A 15,876-nucleotide genomic window follows, 5' to 3' on the forward strand; every position below is an offset into this window, starting at 1 on the left:
CAAGGCCGCTCCCACAACAGGGGCGGCGTTTTTGCTTACACGGTATGCAGATACCAGTTGTACTCAAGGTCGGAGATCGAATGCTCGAACTCCTCCAGCTCGCTTTCCTTGCACGCGACAAAGATGTCGATGTACTTCGGATCGATGTACTTGTTCAGGATTTCGCTGTCGTCCAGCTCGCGCAGGGCATCGCGCAGGTTGTTCGGCAGGCTCTGCTCCAGCTGTTCGTACGAGTTGCCTTCAATCGGCTCGCCCGGTTCGATCTTGTTGGTCAGGCCGTGGTGCACGCCTGCCAGCACGGCTGCCATCATCAGGTACGGGTTGGCGTCGGCACCGGCCACGCGGTGCTCAACGCGCACGGCGTCCGGCGAACCGGTGGGTACGCGAAGGGCTACGGTGCGGTTGTCCAGGCCCCAGCTTGGCGCGTTCGGCACGTAGAACTGCGCGCCGAAGCGGCGGTACGAGTTGACGTTCGGGCACAGAAACGCCATGGACGCGGGCAGGGTCTCGAGCACACCGCCGACAGCGTGACGTAGCGCGGCGTTCTGCTCGGGATCCTCGCTGGTGAAGATGTTGTTGCCATCTTTGTCCAGCACGGAAATGTGTACGTGCAGGCCGTTGCCTGCCTGGCCCGGGTAGGGCTTGGCCATGAAGGTGGTGTCCATCTCATGGTCGTAGGCGATGTTCTTGATCAAACGCTTGAGCAGCACCGCGTAGTCACAGGCCTTGAGCGGGTCGGCAACGTGGTGCAGGTTGACTTCGAACTGCGCCGGGGCGCTTTCCTTGACGATGGCGTCGGCCGGGATGCCTTGCTCCTTGGCACCTTCGAGGATGTCCTGGAGGCAGTCGGCGTATTCGTCGAGGTCGTCGATCAGGTAAACCTGGGTCGACTGCGGGCGCTTGCCCGAAATTGGCGAGCGTGGCGGTTGCGGGCGGCCGTTCACGTTCTCCTGATCAATCAGGTAGAACTCCAGCTCGAACGCAGCGCAAATGGTCAGGCCCATGTCGGTGAACTTGCTCACCACCTGACGCAGCACTTCACGCGGGTCGGCAAAGAACGGCTCGCCTTCGAGTTCGTGCATGGTCATCAGCAGCTGGGCGGTAGGGCGCTTCTGCCAGGGTTCGTTGGAGAGGGTGCCAGGGATCGGGTAGCAGATGCGGTCGGCATCGCCAATGTCCAAGCCCAGCCCGGTGCTTTCAACGGTGGAACCGTTGATGTCCAGGGCGAAGAGGGAGGCCGGCAGGTTGATGCCTTTCTCGTAAACCTTGTGGAGGCTGGTGCGCTCAATGCGCTTGCCACGCACCACACCATTCATATCTGCAATCAGAAGGTCAACGTAGAGAACCTCAGGATGTTCCTTAAGGAACGCGTTCGCTTCGTTAAGCTGAACGGCACGCGGGGGTACCGACATGATGCAACACCTTTGTTGTTAAAAATATCAATCAAGGGGGGCTTGCAGGACCAGTCAATCGAAAAGCCATACTGATGTCAAGCCAACCCCATGATGCCCTGAAATGGCACATCGACGGCAGATTTGCTGCATATCGGGGCGTGCCATTATCCGCTATTTCCGCTGTGAAGGGCTATCTCAGACATGCCGTGTTTTATTTTTTACGGAGGTGTTGTGTAAAAAAATGAACAAGGCTAAGCTCGGCCTCAACCCAAAACACAATAATACGAGGGTCACATGGTCCGCTTGTCGCGACCTGAAAGCGCTGCCATTGCAGTGCCATCGGGTACTCATGCCATTTATGCGAGCACCGCCTGCGTCGCAGCCACTCTGGCCGCAATAATTGACGCTTGGTGCACTCGGATCATGCCCTGTAGCGGCTTGCCGCGCCTCTTTTTGCCTTTCTGCCCTTCGAACTCATTACGGAAACACGTGTTTTCAGTGTATCCAACGCGGCTCTGCGCGGGTGTTTTTGCTTTAGCAATCTACTCCATCCAGAATCAATGCGCGGACCACATTACCTCCTGAGGTATTTATGAGTAACAACCTCGACCAGCTCACCGATTGGTTGAAAGAGCACAAGATCACCGAAGTCGAATGCCTGATCAGCGACCTGACCGGCATCACCCGCGGCAAGATCTCGCCCACCAACAAATTCATCGCCGAAAAAGGCATGCGCCTGCCTGAAAGCGTGCTGCTGCAGACCGTGACCGGCGATTACGTCGATGACGACATCTATTACGACCTGCTCGACCCGGCCGACATCGACATGATCTGCCGCCCGGACGAGAACGCCGTGTTCCTGGTGCCATGGGCCATCGAGCCAACTGCACAGGTGATCCACGACACTTACGACAAGAAGGGCAACCCGGTCGAGCTGTCGCCGCGCAACGTGCTGAAGAAAGTACTCAAGCTCTATGCTGACAAGGGCTGGCAGCCCATTGTCGCGCCCGAGATGGAGTTTTACCTGACCAAGCGCAGCGAAGACCCGGACTTTCCGCTGCAGCCCCCGGTAGGCCGCTCCGGCCGCCCGGAAACCGGCCGCCAGTCGTTCTCCATCGAAGCCGCCAACGAATTCGACCCGCTGTTCGAGGACGTTTACGACTGGTGCGAACTGCAGCAACTGGACCTCGATACGCTGATCCACGAAGACGGCACGGCGCAGATGGAAATCAACTTCCGTCACGGCAACGCCCTGCATTTGGCTGACCAGATTCTGGTGTTCAAACGCACCATGCGTGAGGCGGCCCTCAAGCACAACGTGGCGGCCACCTTCATGGCCAAGCCCATGACCGGCGAGCCAGGCAGTGCCATGCACCTGCACCAGAGTGTGGTGGACGTGCACACGGGCAAGAACATCTTCTCGAATGAGGACGGCAGCATGAGCGAGCTGTTCCTCAACCACATCGGTGGCCTGCAGAAGTTCATCCCTGAGGCTCTGCCGCTTTTTGCACCCAACGTCAATTCGTTCCGCCGTTTCCTGCCGGACACCTCGGCGCCGGTGAACGTGGAATGGGGCGAAGAAAACCGCACCGTGGGCCTGCGCGTCCCGGATGCCGGCCCGCAGAACCGCCGTGTCGAGAACCGCCTGCCGGGTGCCGATGCGAACCCTTACCTGGCCATCGCCGCCAGCCTGCTATGCGGTTACATCGGCATGGTCGAGGGCATCGAAGCCAGTGCGCCGGTTGTGGGGCGCGGCTATGAGCGCCGCAACCTGCGCTTGCCGCTGACAATCGAAGATGCCTTGGAGCGTATGGAAATCAGCCGTGCGCTGACCCAGTACCTGGGCAAGAAATTCATCACCGGCTACGTCGCCACCAAGCGGGCCGAGCATGAAAACTTCAAGCGCGTCATCAGCTCCTGGGAGCGTGAGTTCCTACTGTTCGCTGTCTGATCAACCCTGAGGCCGCCGGTTGGCGGCCACCGGAAAATGGAGAGGCACATGAGCGTCAAAAACCCGCAAACCCGTGAATGGCAAACCCTGAGCGGCGAGCACCACCTTGCTCCTTTCTCTGACTACAAACAGTTGAAGGAAAAGGGGCCGCGCATCATTACCAAGGCGCAGGGGGTGCATTTGTGGGACAGCGAGGGGAGCAAGATCCTCGACGGCATGGCCGGTCTATGGTGCGTGGCGGTGGGTTATGGCCGTGAAGAACTGGTGCAGGCGGCAGAAAAGCAGATGCGCGAGCTGCCGTACTACAACCTGTTCTTCCAGACAGCCCACCCGCCTGCGTTGGAGCTGGCCAAGGCCATCACCGATGTGGCGCCCGAAGGCATGACCCATGTGTTCTTCACCGGTTCCGGCTCTGAAGGCAACGACACCGTGCTGCGTATGGTCCGCCATTACTGGGCGCTGAAGGGCAAGCCGCCCAAACAGACCATCATCGGCCGCATCAACGGCTACCACGGCTCCACCTTCGCCGGTGCATGCCTGGGCGGTATGAGCGGGATGCACGAGCAGGGCGGCCTGCCGATACCGGGCATCGTGCACATTCCACAGCCGTACTGGTTCGGTGAAGGTGGCGACATGTCACCGGACGACTTCGGGGTATGGGCTGCCGAACAACTGGAAAAGAAAATCCTGGAAGTTGGCGAAGACAACGTCGCTGCCTTTATCGCCGAGCCGATTCAAGGTGCCGGTGGCGTGATCATTCCGCCGGAAACCTACTGGCCCAAAGTGAAGGAAATTCTGGCCAAGTACGACATCCTGTTCGTCGCCGACGAGGTAATTTGCGGGTTCGGCCGTACCGGCGAGTGGTTCGGCTCCGACTACTACGGCCTCAAGCCCGACCTGATGACCATCGCCAAGGGCCTGACCAGCGGTTACATCCCTATGGGCGGTGTGATCGTGCGTGACAAGGTGGCCAAGGTGATCAGCGAAGGCGGCGACTTCAACCATGGCTTCACCTATTCCGGGCACCCGGTAGCGGCAGCGGTAGGCCTGGAAAACCTGCGCATTCTGCGCGACGAGCATATTGTCGAGGACGCTCGTACCAAAGTGGCACCCTACTTGCAAAAACGACTGCGCGAGCTTGAAGACCACCCGCTGGTGGGCGAGGTGCGCGGCCTGGGCCTGCTCGGCGCGATCGAACTGGTCAAGGACAAAGCCACCCGCAGCCGTTACGAAGGCAAAGGCGTGGGCATGGTCTGCCGCAACTTCTGCTTCGAAAACGGCCTGATCATGCGGGCGGTTGGTGACACGATGATCATCGCGCCACCGCTGGTGATCAGCCACGCAGAGGTCGATGAGCTGGTGGAAAAGGCGCGCAAGTGCCTCGACCTGACCTACGAAGCGATCAAGTAAGCACCTGCTAGGCTAGCGATGTGACATTAAGTCGTTACAAGGCCCTGCTTTCCTTGAAACAGCGCCTTGTAACTTGCCAGACTAGCGGCTGCTTCAGTTGCCTGATCGCGTGTACGGCGGGGCCTGGCTGCTGAACGGATGGCTAATCAAAAAAATCTGGAGCATGACGCATGAAGAAAATGGGCAAGACGTTGCTGGCCGCAGCCCTGATGGGTGCCATGGCTACTGCTGCACAGGCTGAGGACAAGGTACTTAACGTCTACAACTGGTCGGACTACATCGCACCGGACACCATTGCCAAGTTCGAGAAGCAGACCGGTATCAAGGTCAAGTACGACGTCTTCGACAGCAACGAAACCCTGGAAGCCAAGCTGCTGGCAGGCAAGTCGGGTTATGACATCGTCGTGCCTTCGAACAACTTCCTGGCCAAGCAAATCAAGGCTGGCGTTTACGAGGAGCTGGACCGCTCCAAGCTGCCAAACTGGAAAAACCTCGACACGGACCTGCTCAAGGCCGTTGGCGATGCCAGCGACAAGGACAACAAGCACGCCTTCCCGTACATGTGGGGTTCGATCGGTATCGGCTACAACCCGGAGAAGGTCAAGGCTGCGCTGGGCGTGGACAAGATCGACTCGTGGGACGCCGTGTTCAAGCCTGAGAACATCGCCAAGCTCAAGAGCTGCGGCGTGAGCTTCCTGGATGCCCCGACCGAAATGTTGCCAGCTGCGCTGCACTACCTGGGCCTGCCGAGCGACAGCACCAAGAAAGAAGACCTGAAGGCGGCTGAAGACCTGTTCCTGAAAATCCGCCCATCGATCACCTACTTCCACTCCTCCAAGTACATTGGCGACATGGCCAACGGCAACATCTGCGTAGCTGTCGGCTACTCGGGTGACCTGGAGCAGTCCAAGGCGCGTGCCCACGAAGCAGGCGACAAGGTCAAAGTGGACTACATCATTCCGAAAGAAGGCGCCGGTACCTTCTATGACATGGTCGCCATCCCGAAAGATGCCGAGCATAAAGATGCCGCCTACAAGTTCATGGACTTCCTGATGCAGCCAGAAATCATGGCTGAAATCACCAACGCCGTGCGCTTCCCGAACGGTAACGCTGCTGCTACCCAGTTCGTGGACAAGGACATCACCAGCGATCCAAGCATCTATCCACCAGCTGAAGTGAAGAAGCAGCTGTATGCGATCGCTGCGCCTGACGCTTCTGTTCAGCGTGTGATCACTCGCAGCTGGACCAAGATCAAGTCGGGCAAATAAGCCTGATGCGGCACCTCTGGGCCGGGGTTTTCCGGCCCAGAGCCAGTGAACGGCAATTGATGATTGCGGCATCGAAGCTGCGAAGGTAAGTTGCGCGCCGGTTTTGCGTGTGCGGCTGCATTGCCGCTACCCAGGGCACTGATTGTGAGGACCACCCACTTGTCTATTTCTGTATTACGCAAGGCCTTGATGGCTGGAGCGGGCCTGACGCTGGCATGCAGCGTCCAAGCGGCGCCTACGGTGCACTTCTACAACTGGTCCGACTACATCGGGCCGACCACGCTCGCGGACTTTGAGAAAGAAACGGGCATCAAACCCGTGCAGGATGTTTTCGATTCCAATGAAACGCTGGAAGGCAAACTGCTGGCCGGCAATACCGGCTATGACGTAGTCGTGCCGTCCAACCATTTCCTGGGCAAACAGATCAAGGCGGGCGCATTTCAGAAGCTCGACAAGAACCTGCTGCCCAACTATGAAAACCTTGACCCGGCGTTGATGAAACGCCTGGAGAAGAACGACCCTGGCAACCAGTACGCCGTGCCATACCTGTGGGGCACCAACGGCATCGGCTACAACGTCGACAAGGTCAAGGCAGTGCTGGGCGTGGACACCATCGACTCGTGGGCCGTGCTGTTCGAACCCGAGAACATGAAGAAGCTCTCCAAATGCGGTGTGGCCTTCCTCGACTCGGCGGACGAAATGCTGCCTGCGGTGCTCAACTACATGGGGCTGGACCCCAACAGCACCAAGGAAGCGGACTACAAGAAGGCCGAGGAAAAGCTCCTGGCCGTGCGCCCCTACGTCACTTATTTCCACTCGTCCAAGTACATCACCGACTTGGCTAACGGCGATATCTGCGTCGCGGCAGGTTTCTCCGGTGATGTGTTCCAGGCCAAGGCCCGCGCTGAAGAAGCGAAGAAGGGCGTGAACCTGGCCTACGCCATTCCGAAAGAAGGCGGCAACCTCTGGTTTGACGTGTTGGCGATTCCAAAGGATGCCAAGAACGTTAAAGAGGCCCATGCCTTCATCAACTATTTGCTGAAGCCTGAGGTTATCGCCCAGGTCAGTGATTACGTCGGTTACGCCAACCCGAACCCCAAGGCTGGCGACCTGATGGACCAGGCCGTGAGGACTGACGCCGCGGTTTACCCACCGCAGGAAGTGCTGGACAAGATGTTCGTCAACAGTGAGTTGCCGCCCAAAGTGCAACGTTTGATGACCCGCAGCTGGACCAAGGTCAAGTCGGGCAAATAACAATCCAGGCCCGTCGCTGACGCAGCGGCGGGCACACAAATCTTGTTGGGAGTTTCACTCATGGCAGTTGCCTCCGGTGCCTATAAAAAAGCCCTCGAGGGTGGCCAGCAACCCAAGCAGGTGCTGGTCAAGATCGACCGGGTCACGAAAAAGTTCGACGAAACGGTAGCCGTGGACGATGTGTCCCTGGAAATCCGCAAGGGCGAGATCTTCGCCCTGCTGGGCGGCTCCGGTTCCGGCAAATCCACCTTGCTGCGTATGCTGGCTGGCTTCGAACGCCCGACCGAAGGGCGGATTTTCCTCGATGGCGTCGACATCACTGACATGCCGCCCTACGAGCGGCCGATCAACATGATGTTCCAGTCCTACGCCCTGTTCCCGCACATGACCGTGGCGCAGAACATTGCCTTCGGCCTGCAGCAGGACAAGATGCCCAAGGCTGAGATCGACGCCCGCGTGGCCGAGATGCTCAAGCTGGTGCACATGACCCAGTACGCCAAGCGCAAGCCGCACCAGCTTTCCGGTGGCCAGCGTCAGCGTGTGGCCCTGGCCCGCTCGCTGGCCAAGCGCCCGAAACTGCTGCTGCTCGACGAACCAATGGGTGCGCTGGACAAGAAGTTGCGCTCGCAGATGCAACTGGAGCTGGTGGAAATCATCGAGCGCGTGGGCGTGACCTGCGTGATGGTGACCCACGACCAGGAAGAGGCCATGACCATGGCCCAGCGCATTGCCATCATGCACCTGGGCTGGATCGCCCAGATCGGCTCGCCTGTGGATATCTATGAGACCCCCACCAGCCGCCTGGTGTGCGAGTTCATCGGCAACGTCAACCTGTTCGAAGCCGAGGTGATCGATGATGCCGAAGGCCACGCGCTGATCGCCTCGCCGGAGCTTGAGCGCAAGATCTACGTGGGCCACGGGGTTTCCACCTCGGTTGAAGACAAGCACATCACCTACGCCCTGCGCCCTGAAAAGATGCTGGTCACCACCACTCAGCCAGACTTCGAGCACAACTGGTCGCGCGGCAAGGTGCACGACATCGCCTACCTGGGTGGCCACTCGGTGTTCTACGTCGAATTGCCAAGCGGCAAGATCGTGCAGTCGTTCGTGGCCAACGCCGAGCGCCAGGGCACGCGCCCGACCTGGGGCGATGAAGTGTACGTATGGTGGGAAGACGACAGCGGCGTGGTACTGCGGTCATGAAACCTCGCAAGCTCAAGCGAGCACTCCAGCGCATCATCCCGGAGGGGCGCCACTTGGTGATCGGCGTGCCGTTCATCTGGCTGTTCCTGTTCTTCATGCTGCCGTTCTTCATCGTGCTGAAGATCAGCTTTGCCGAAGCGGACGTGGCGATCCCGCCGTATACCGAGATCTACAGCTACGTCGAAGGCAAGGTTCAGCTGATACTGAACATGGCCAACTATGGGTTGCTGACCGAGGATGAGCTGTACCTCTCGGCCTACCTGGGCTCGCTGAAGATGGCGTTCTTCAGCACCCTGCTGTGCCTGTTGATTGGCTACCCGATGGCCTATGCCATTGCCAATGCCAAGAAGGAAACCCAAACCGTTCTGCTGTTGCTGATCATGATGCCGACCTGGACGGCGATCCTGATCCGCGTTTACGCCTGGATGGGCATCCTCAGCAATAACGGCCTGCTTAATGGTTTCCTGCTGTGGACAGGGTTGATCGACCAGCCGCTGCAGATCCTCAATACCAACCTGGCGGTGTACATCGGTGTGGTCTATTCGTACCTGCCGTTCATGATCCTGCCGCTTTACGCCAACCTGGTGAAGCATGACCAAAGCCTGCTGGAGGCCGCATCCGACCTGGGTTCGAGCACCTTCAACAGCTTCTGGAAAATCACCGTACCGCTGTCGAAAAACGGCATCATCGCCGGCTGCATGCTGGTGTTCATCCCGGTGGTGGGCGAGTTCGTGATTCCTGAGCTGTTGGGCGGCCCGGAAACCCTGATGATCGGTAAAGTGCTGTGGCAGGAGTTCTTCAACAACCGTGACTGGCCGGTGGCATCTGCCCTGGCGGTGGTGATGCTGGCGATCCTGATCGTGCCGATCCTGCTGTTCAACCGTAGCCAGGCCAAAGAAATGGAGGGCCGCGCATGAAACGCTTCAGTTTCTCCAAGCTGATGCTGGTGCTCGGCTTGCTGTTCATCTACTTGCCGATGCTGATCCTGGTGATCTACTCGTTCAACGCCTCCAAACTGGTAACGGTATGGGGCGGTTGGTCGGTCAAGTGGTACGTCGGCCTGCTGGACAACAGCCAGCTCATGGGTTCGGTGATGCGCTCGCTGGAGATTGCCTGCTACACCGCGGTCGCCGCTGTGGCGCTGGGTACCCTGGCGGCCTTCGTGCTGACCCGGGTGACCCGCTTCAAGGGCCGTACGCTGTTCGGTGGCCTGGTCACCGCGCCGCTGGTAATGCCTGAAGTGATTACCGGCCTGTCGCTGTTGCTGCTGTTCGTGGCCATGGCGCAGATGATCGGCTGGCCGCAAGAGCGTGGCATCGTCACTATCTGGATCGCCCACACCACGTTCTGCGCGGCTTATGTGGCAGTGGTAGTGTCGGCGCGCCTGCGTGAGCTGGACCTGTCGATCGAAGAAGCGGCCATGGACCTGGGTGCCAAGCCGTGGAAGGTATTCTTCCTGATCACCATCCCGATGATCGCGCCATCGCTGGCGGCGGGCGGCATGATGTCGTTCGCCCTGTCGCTGGATGACCTGGTGTTGGCCAGCTTCGTGTCCGGCCCGGGTTCGACCACGTTGCCGATGGAAGTGTTCTCGGCGGTGCGTCTGGGCGTGAAGCCTGAGATCAACGCCGTGGCCAGCCTGATCCTGCTGTCGGTGTCGCTGGTGACCTTCCTGGTCTGGTACTTCAGCCGCCAGGCCGAAGAGCGCCGCCGCAAGGCGATCCAGCAAGCCATCGAAGAAGGCGCTGCGGCAAACGTGTCGCAGCCGCAGGTCAAACGCCCGACGCAGGTCGCTGCGTCCGCCTGACCGACACGGTCAATGTGGGAGCGGCCTTGTGTCGCGAAAGGGGCCGCAAAGCGGCCCCCAAGGTCTCTGCAGGTATGCCGAGATTGCCGGGGCCGCGTTGCGGCCCATTCCGACCGGTTCGGCGCCCCGGCAAGGCCGCTCCCACAACCAATCCTCATTAGTCCCGCCCCGTGTTCTTTTCTGAACCCTGAACTACGCTGACAGTCGCATCCCACAAATCATTTGTGCGCAAGCAAGGAGCCTGCATGGCGGTTATCCGTCCGCTGTCGGTCATTTGCCTGGGGCTGCTGTACATGCTCGCTGGCTGTAGCAAGGAACAGCCCCCGGAGCCCAAGCCCCGGGTGGGTGTGCTGCAGGTGCAGCCCACCGATTTCGCTGCCAGGGTCACCCTGACCGGCGACGTGCAGGCGCGGGTTCAGACCGACCTGTCGTTCCGCGTGGGCGGCAAGATCATTTCGCGCAGTGTCGATGTGGGCGACCACGTCAAAGCCAACCAGGTGCTGGCACGGCTAGACCCCAAAGACCTGCAGAACAATGTCGATTCGGCCAAGGCTGAAGTGTTCGCTGCCCAGGCCCGCGTGACCCAGACCAGCGCGGCTTTTGTCCGGCAACAGAAACTCCTGCCCAAGGGTTACACCAGCCAGAGCGAGTACGACTCCGCCCAAGCTTCGCTGCGCAGTAACCAGAGCGCACTCAAGGCTGCCCAGGCCCAATTGGCCAACGCCAATGAGCAATTAAGCTACACCGCGCTGGTGTCCGAGGCCGACGGGGTGATCACCGAGCGTCAGGCCGAAGTGGGGCAGGTGGTGCAGGCAACCATGCCGATCTTCAGCCTGGCCCGCGATGGCGACCGCGATGCGGTATTCAACGTATACGAATCCTTGCTAGTGGCGCCGCCCAGTGACGAAGGCGTCATTGTCAGCTTGCTGGACAACCCCAAGGTGCAGGCTCAAGGCTTTGTGCGTGAAGTTACCCCGACCGTCTCGGCCCAGAGCGGCACGGTGCAAGTGAAAGTAGGCCTTCGCAACGTGCCGCCGGGCATGCAGTTGGGGGCGCCGGTCACCGCCACAGGCAACACGCAGGGGCGCCCAAGCATCGAACTGCCCTGGGCGGCGCTGACCAAGGCGCTGCATGAGCCTGCCGTATGGGTAGTAGGCGAGGGCGACAAGGTTGAACTGCGCAAAGTCCAGGTCAGCCGTTACTTGACGGGTAAGGTGGTGATCGCACAGGGCATCAAAGGGGGGGAAACCGTTGTGGTCAGCGGTGGTCAGCTTTTGCATCCCGGCATGGAGGTTGAAAAAGTCGATGCCAAGGATGGAGGCGCCGCACCATGAAACGGAAGATGTTGATGCTCACGGCCGCCGTGCTGCTGACGGCCTGTAGTGGAGAAGATGAAAAACCTGAAGCCGTGCGCCCGGTGCTGTCGACGTTGGTAGAGTCCCAGGCGCAATCGCAGTTAGGCCGCTTCGCCGGCTCCATTCAGGCCCGGTATGAAAGCACCTTGGGCTTTCGTGTGGCCGGGCGCATTGCCCGGCGCTGGCTGGACGTTGGTGCGCAGGTCAAACCCGGTGACACCCTGGCAACCCTCGACCCTACCGATCAGCAAAACCAGCTGCGCGCCGCCGAAGGCGACCTGGCCCGGGTTCAGGCGCAGTGGATCAACGCCCAGGCCAACGCCCGCCGCCAGCAGCAACTGTATGACCGGGGTGTTGGCGCCCAGGCCCAGCTGGACATCGCCCAGACCGACCTGAAAACCACCGGTGCCAGCCTCGAACAGGCCCGTTCGGCGGTCAGCCAGGCCCGCGACCAGCTCGACTACAGCACCTTGCGCACCGATCACGCAGCGGTGATCACGGCCTGGCAGGCCGAAGCCGGGCAGACGGTCACCGCGGGGCAAGCGGTGGTCACACTGGCCCGCCCTGATGTGAAAGAGGCCGTCATCGACCTGCCAATCACCTTGGCTGAACAACTCACCAAAGACCTGACCTTTACCGTTGCCTCGCAACTCGACAGCAGTATCAACACCACCGCCACCCTGCGTGAACTGGAACCCCAGGCCGATGCCACCACCCGCACCCGCCGCGCCCGCCTGACGCTGGCCAGTACCCCGGACGCCTTCCATCTGGGTACGGCGATCAGCGTCACGCTGACCTCGGCGATTACCCCGCGCAGCGAATTGCCGCGCAGTGCCTTGCTCGAGCGCGACGGCAAGACCCAGGTCTGGGTGATCGACCCTCAGCAAAAGACCGTCGCCACGCGTGATGTGGCGTTGATTGATCGCACCGACAACAGCATTGTGCTGGCGTCCGGCGTGCAGCCCGGCGAGCGTGTGGTTACCGCTGGCGTCAACAGCCTCAAACCCGGCCAGAAGGTTACATTCGACGAGGATGAGCAATGAAAGGAAGCTTCAACCTGTCCGAATGGGCCCTGCGCCACCAGTCGTTCGTCTGGTACCTGATGTTCGTTGGCTTGCTGATGGGGATTTTTTCCTACTTCAACCTGGGGCGTGAGGAGGACCCGTCCTTCACCATCAAGACCATGGTCATCCAGACCCGCTGGCCGGGCGCAACCCAGGACGAAACCCTTTACCAGGTCACCGACCGTATCGAGAAGAAGCTCGAAGAGCTGGATTCCCTCGATTACACCAAGAGTTACACCCGCCCCGGTGAGTCCACGGTTTACGTCTACTTGCGCGATACCACCAAGGCTGCGGACATCCCGCAAATCTGGTACCAGGTACGCAAGAAGATCCAGGACATCCGGGGCGAATTTCCCCAAGGCATCCAGGGGCCAGGGTTCAACGACGAGTTCGGCGATGTGTTCGGCTCCATTTACGCCTTTACCGCCGATGGCCTGACCCTGCGCCAGCTGCGCGATTATGTGGAGCAGGCCCGCGCCGAAGTGCGCGAAGTGCCCAACATCGGCAAGATCGAACTGGTCGGCACTCAGGATGAAGTGCTCTATCTGAACTTCTCCACCCGTAAGCTGGCGGCATTGGGCATCGACCAACGCCAGGTCATGCAGGCGCTGCAGCAACAGAACGCGGTAACACCGGCGGGTGTGATCGAGGCCGGGCCGGAGCGTATCTCGGTGCGCACCACCGGGCAGTTCGCCTCGGAGAAAGACCTGCAAACTGTCAATTTGCGCATCAATGACCGCTTCTTCCGCCTGGCCGATATCGCCGAAATCGAGCGCGGCTACGTCGACCCGCCATCACCCATGTTCCGCTACAACGGCCAGACCGCCATCGGCCTGGCCATCGGCATGAAAGCCGGTGGCAACATCCAGGTGTTCGGGGCGGCGCTGAAGAAGAAGATGGACAGCGTGACCAATGACCTGCCAGTGGGCGTTGGTGTGCATACCGTGTCGGACCAGTCGGTGGTGGTGAAAGAGGCGGTGGGTGGCTTCACCAGCGCGCTGTTCGAGGCGGTGGTGATCGTGCTGGCGGTGAGTTTCGTGAGCCTTGGGGTTCGGGCGGGGTTGGTGGTTGCCTGCTCGATTCCGCTGGTGTTGGCCATGGTGTTCGTGTTCATGGAGTACAGCGGCATCACCATGCAGCGGATCTCGCTGGGCGCCCTGATCATCGCGTTGGGGCTGTTGGTGGACGATGCCATGATCACCGTGGAGGTGATGGTCACCCGGCTGGAAATGGGCGAAAGCAAAGAGCAGGCGGCGACCTTCGCCTATACCTCCACAGCCTTCCCCATGCTCACCGGCACGTTGGTGACAGTGGCCGGCTTTGTGCCGATTGGCCTCAATGCCAGTTCGGCAGGGGAGTACACGTACACGTTGTTCGCGGTAATTGCTGTGGCGCTGATCGTGTCCTGGGTGGTGGCGGTGTTTTTCGCACCGGTTCTGGGCGTGCATATTCTCAAGAGCGACAAGCTCAAGGCTCACGAGGCCGAGCCAGGGCGGGTGGGTAGAGCGTTCGAGGGCGGGTTGGTGTGGTGCATGCGTCACCGTTGGCTGACCATCATCGGCACCATCGTGATTTTTGCGTTGTCGATCTTCAGCATGCGCTTCGTGCAGAACCAGTTCTTCCCGTCGTCGGACCGCCCGGAAATTCTTGTCGACCTCAACTTGCCGCAGAACGCCTCGATTGAAGAGACGCGCAAGGTGGTCGACCGGCTGGAGGCCAGGATAAAGGACGACCCGGACCTGGTACGCTGGAGCACCTACATCGGCCAAGGCGCCATTCGCTTCTATCTACCGCTGGATCAGCAGTTGCAAAACCCGTATTACGCCCAGCTGGTGATCGTCAGCAAGGGCTTCGAGGAGCGCGCTGGCATGATTGCGCGGCTGCAAAAGCTGCTGCATGAAGAATTCGTCGGTGTCGGCACCAACGTTCAGTCCCTGGAAATGGGCCCCCCGGTAGGGCGGCCGATCCAGTACCGGGTAAGCGGCAAGGACATTGACCAGGTGCGCAAGCATGCCATCGACCTGGCCACCCTGCTTAACGCCAACGAGAACGTCGGCGAGATGATTTACGACTGGAACGAGCCCGGTAAGGTGTTGCGGGTGGAAATCGCTCAGGACAAGGCGCGTCAGCTAGGGCTTTCGTCCGAAGACGTGGCCAACGTGATGAACAGCATCGTCAGCGGCGCGCCGGTGACCGAGGTCAACGACAACATCTACCTGGTGGATGTGATTGCCCGCGCGGTGGACAGCGAGCGTGGCTCGCCCGATACCTTGCAGAACCTGCAAATCGTGACCCCAAGCGGAACGTCCATTCCCCTGTTGGCTTTCGCCACCGTGCGTTACGAGCTGGAGCAGCCGCTGGTGTGGCGCCGCGACCGCAAGCCGACCATCACCATCAAGGCCTCGGTCAATGGTGATATCCAGCCGACCGACCTGGTTGCGGTGCTCAAACCCAGCATCGACGAGTTTGCCAGCAAACTGCCAGTCGGCTACGAGGTGGAAACTGGCGGTACAGTCGAGGAAAGTGGCAAGGCTCAAGGCCCGATTGCCAAGGTCATCCCATTGATGCTCTTCCTCATGGCCACATTCCTGATGATCCAGTTGCACAGCGTGCAGAAGCTGTTCCTGGTGGTCAGCGTTGCGCCGCTAGGGCTGATCGGCGTAGTGCTGGCGCTGGTCCCGACGGGTACGCCAATGGGCTTTGTGGCGATCCTGGGCATTCTGGCGCTTGCTGGCATAATCATTCGCAACTCGGTGATTCTGGTAACCCAGATTGACGAGTTCGAGGCCCAGGGTTACTCGCCGTGGGACGCGGTGATGGAGGCTACCAACCACCGCCGCAGGCCGATTTTGCTGACGGCCGCAGCGGCCAGCCTGGGCATGATCCCGATTGCCCGCGAGGTGTTCTGGGGGCCGATGGCTTACGCGATGATCGGCGGCATCATCAGTGCAACGCTGTTGACGCTGCTGTTCCTGCCGGCGCTGTATGTGGCCTGGTACAAGATTCGTGAGCCGCAGGAACAGTCGCGTTAGAACATGAGGGCCGCTTTGCGGCCCTTTTCGACCGGTCCGGCGCCCCGGCAAGGCCGCTCCTACAGGCGATCGCGACCCCTTGTAGGAGCGGCCTCGTGTCGCGAAAGGGGTGCGCAGCACCCCCAAAAAACGTCAACA

11 protein-coding genes are annotated in these 15,876 nt (G+C 60.3%); 10 read left to right on the plus strand and 1 reads right to left on the minus strand.

The window, feature by feature from the left end:
- Window positions 1–35 precede the first annotated feature (35 nt).
- Entirely contained in the window at window positions 36–1,412 is a 1,377-nt protein-coding gene (locus PVV54_RS00995) for a glutamine synthetase family protein (RefSeq protein ID WP_274908177.1), read from the minus strand.
- A 574-nt stretch (window positions 1,413–1,986) separates the two neighbouring features.
- Between PVV54_RS00995 and PVV54_RS01000 the strand changes: the two genes are divergently transcribed.
- The 10 genes from PVV54_RS01000 (at window position 1,987) to PVV54_RS01045 (ending at window position 15,738) form a co-directional block, all read left to right on the plus strand.
- A complete protein-coding gene (locus PVV54_RS01000) occupies window positions 1,987–3,345 on the plus strand; it encodes a glutamine synthetase family protein (protein ID WP_274908178.1) in 1,359 nt (452 codons plus the stop codon).
- A 48-nt stretch (window positions 3,346–3,393) separates the two neighbouring features.
- Window positions 3,394–4,755: an aspartate aminotransferase family protein gene (locus PVV54_RS01005; protein WP_274908179.1), complete on the plus strand. Its 1,362-nt coding sequence runs from the start codon at window positions 3,394–3,396 to the stop codon at window positions 4,753–4,755.
- A 170-nt stretch (window positions 4,756–4,925) separates the two neighbouring features.
- A complete protein-coding gene (locus PVV54_RS01010) occupies window positions 4,926–6,023 on the plus strand; it encodes a polyamine ABC transporter substrate-binding protein (protein WP_274908180.1) in 1,098 nt (365 codons plus the stop codon).
- Between the two features lie 159 nt (window positions 6,024–6,182).
- A complete protein-coding gene (locus tag PVV54_RS01015) occupies window positions 6,183–7,277 on the plus strand; it encodes a polyamine ABC transporter substrate-binding protein (RefSeq protein ID WP_274908181.1) in 1,095 nt (364 codons plus the stop codon).
- A 60-nt stretch (window positions 7,278–7,337) separates the two neighbouring features.
- On the plus strand, window positions 7,338–8,480 hold the full coding sequence (locus PVV54_RS01020; RefSeq protein WP_274908182.1) for an ABC transporter ATP-binding protein: 1,143 nt from the start codon (window positions 7,338–7,340) through the stop codon (window positions 8,478–8,480).
- A gap of 35 nt (window positions 8,481–8,515) precedes the next feature.
- Entirely contained in the window at window positions 8,516–9,397 is an 882-nt protein-coding gene (locus PVV54_RS01025; protein ID WP_274910366.1) for an ABC transporter permease subunit, read from the plus strand.
- Window positions 9,394–10,287, plus strand: a complete 894-nt coding sequence (locus tag PVV54_RS01030) for an ABC transporter permease subunit (protein WP_274908183.1) — start codon at window positions 9,394–9,396, stop codon at window positions 10,285–10,287. The genes PVV54_RS01025 and PVV54_RS01030 overlap by 4 nt, the downstream gene beginning before the upstream one ends.
- Before the next feature lie 245 nt (window positions 10,288–10,532).
- Window positions 10,533–11,621 carry an efflux RND transporter periplasmic adaptor subunit gene (locus PVV54_RS01035; protein WP_274908184.1) on the plus strand — a complete coding sequence of 363 codons (1,089 nt, stop codon included), beginning with the start codon at window positions 10,533–10,535 and terminating at the stop codon, window positions 11,619–11,621.
- Window positions 11,618–12,685 carry an efflux RND transporter periplasmic adaptor subunit gene (locus tag PVV54_RS01040; protein WP_274908185.1) on the plus strand — a complete coding sequence of 356 codons (1,068 nt, stop codon included), beginning with the start codon at window positions 11,618–11,620 and terminating at the stop codon, window positions 12,683–12,685. The genes PVV54_RS01035 and PVV54_RS01040 overlap by 4 nt, the downstream gene beginning before the upstream one ends.
- The gene (locus PVV54_RS01045; RefSeq protein WP_274908186.1) at window positions 12,682–15,738 is read left to right on the plus strand and encodes an efflux RND transporter permease subunit; all 3,057 of its coding nucleotides are present in this window, start codon (window positions 12,682–12,684) and stop codon (window positions 15,736–15,738) included. The genes PVV54_RS01040 and PVV54_RS01045 overlap by 4 nt, the downstream gene beginning before the upstream one ends.
- The last annotated feature ends 138 nt before the right edge of the window (window positions 15,739–15,876 follow it).

The organism is Pseudomonas sp. PSKL.D1 (assembly GCF_028898945.1).
Lineage (GTDB): Bacteria > Pseudomonadota > Gammaproteobacteria > Pseudomonadales > Pseudomonadaceae > Aquipseudomonas.

Excerpts from the sequence above, each read along its gene's own strand:
- PVV54_RS00995 (WP_274908177.1), bottom strand. The coding sequence starts at position 1,412 with ATGTCGGTACCCCCGCGTGCCGTTCAGCTTAACGAAGCGAACGCGTTC.
- PVV54_RS01040 (WP_274908185.1), top strand. The coding sequence starts at position 11,618 with ATGAAACGGAAGATGTTGATGCTCACGGCCGCCGTGCTGCTGACGGCC.
- PVV54_RS01020 (WP_274908182.1), top strand. The coding sequence starts at position 7,338 with ATGGCAGTTGCCTCCGGTGCCTATAAAAAAGCCCTCGAGGGTGGCCAG.
- PVV54_RS01045 (WP_274908186.1), top strand. The coding sequence starts at position 12,682 with ATGAAAGGAAGCTTCAACCTGTCCGAATGGGCCCTGCGCCACCAGTCG.
- PVV54_RS01035 (WP_274908184.1), top strand. The coding sequence starts at position 10,533 with ATGGCGGTTATCCGTCCGCTGTCGGTCATTTGCCTGGGGCTGCTGTAC.
- PVV54_RS01010 (WP_274908180.1), top strand. The coding sequence starts at position 4,926 with ATGAAGAAAATGGGCAAGACGTTGCTGGCCGCAGCCCTGATGGGTGCC.
- PVV54_RS01005 (WP_274908179.1), top strand. The coding sequence starts at position 3,394 with ATGAGCGTCAAAAACCCGCAAACCCGTGAATGGCAAACCCTGAGCGGC.
- PVV54_RS01000 (WP_274908178.1), top strand. The coding sequence starts at position 1,987 with ATGAGTAACAACCTCGACCAGCTCACCGATTGGTTGAAAGAGCACAAG.
- PVV54_RS01030 (WP_274908183.1), top strand. The coding sequence starts at position 9,394 with ATGAAACGCTTCAGTTTCTCCAAGCTGATGCTGGTGCTCGGCTTGCTG.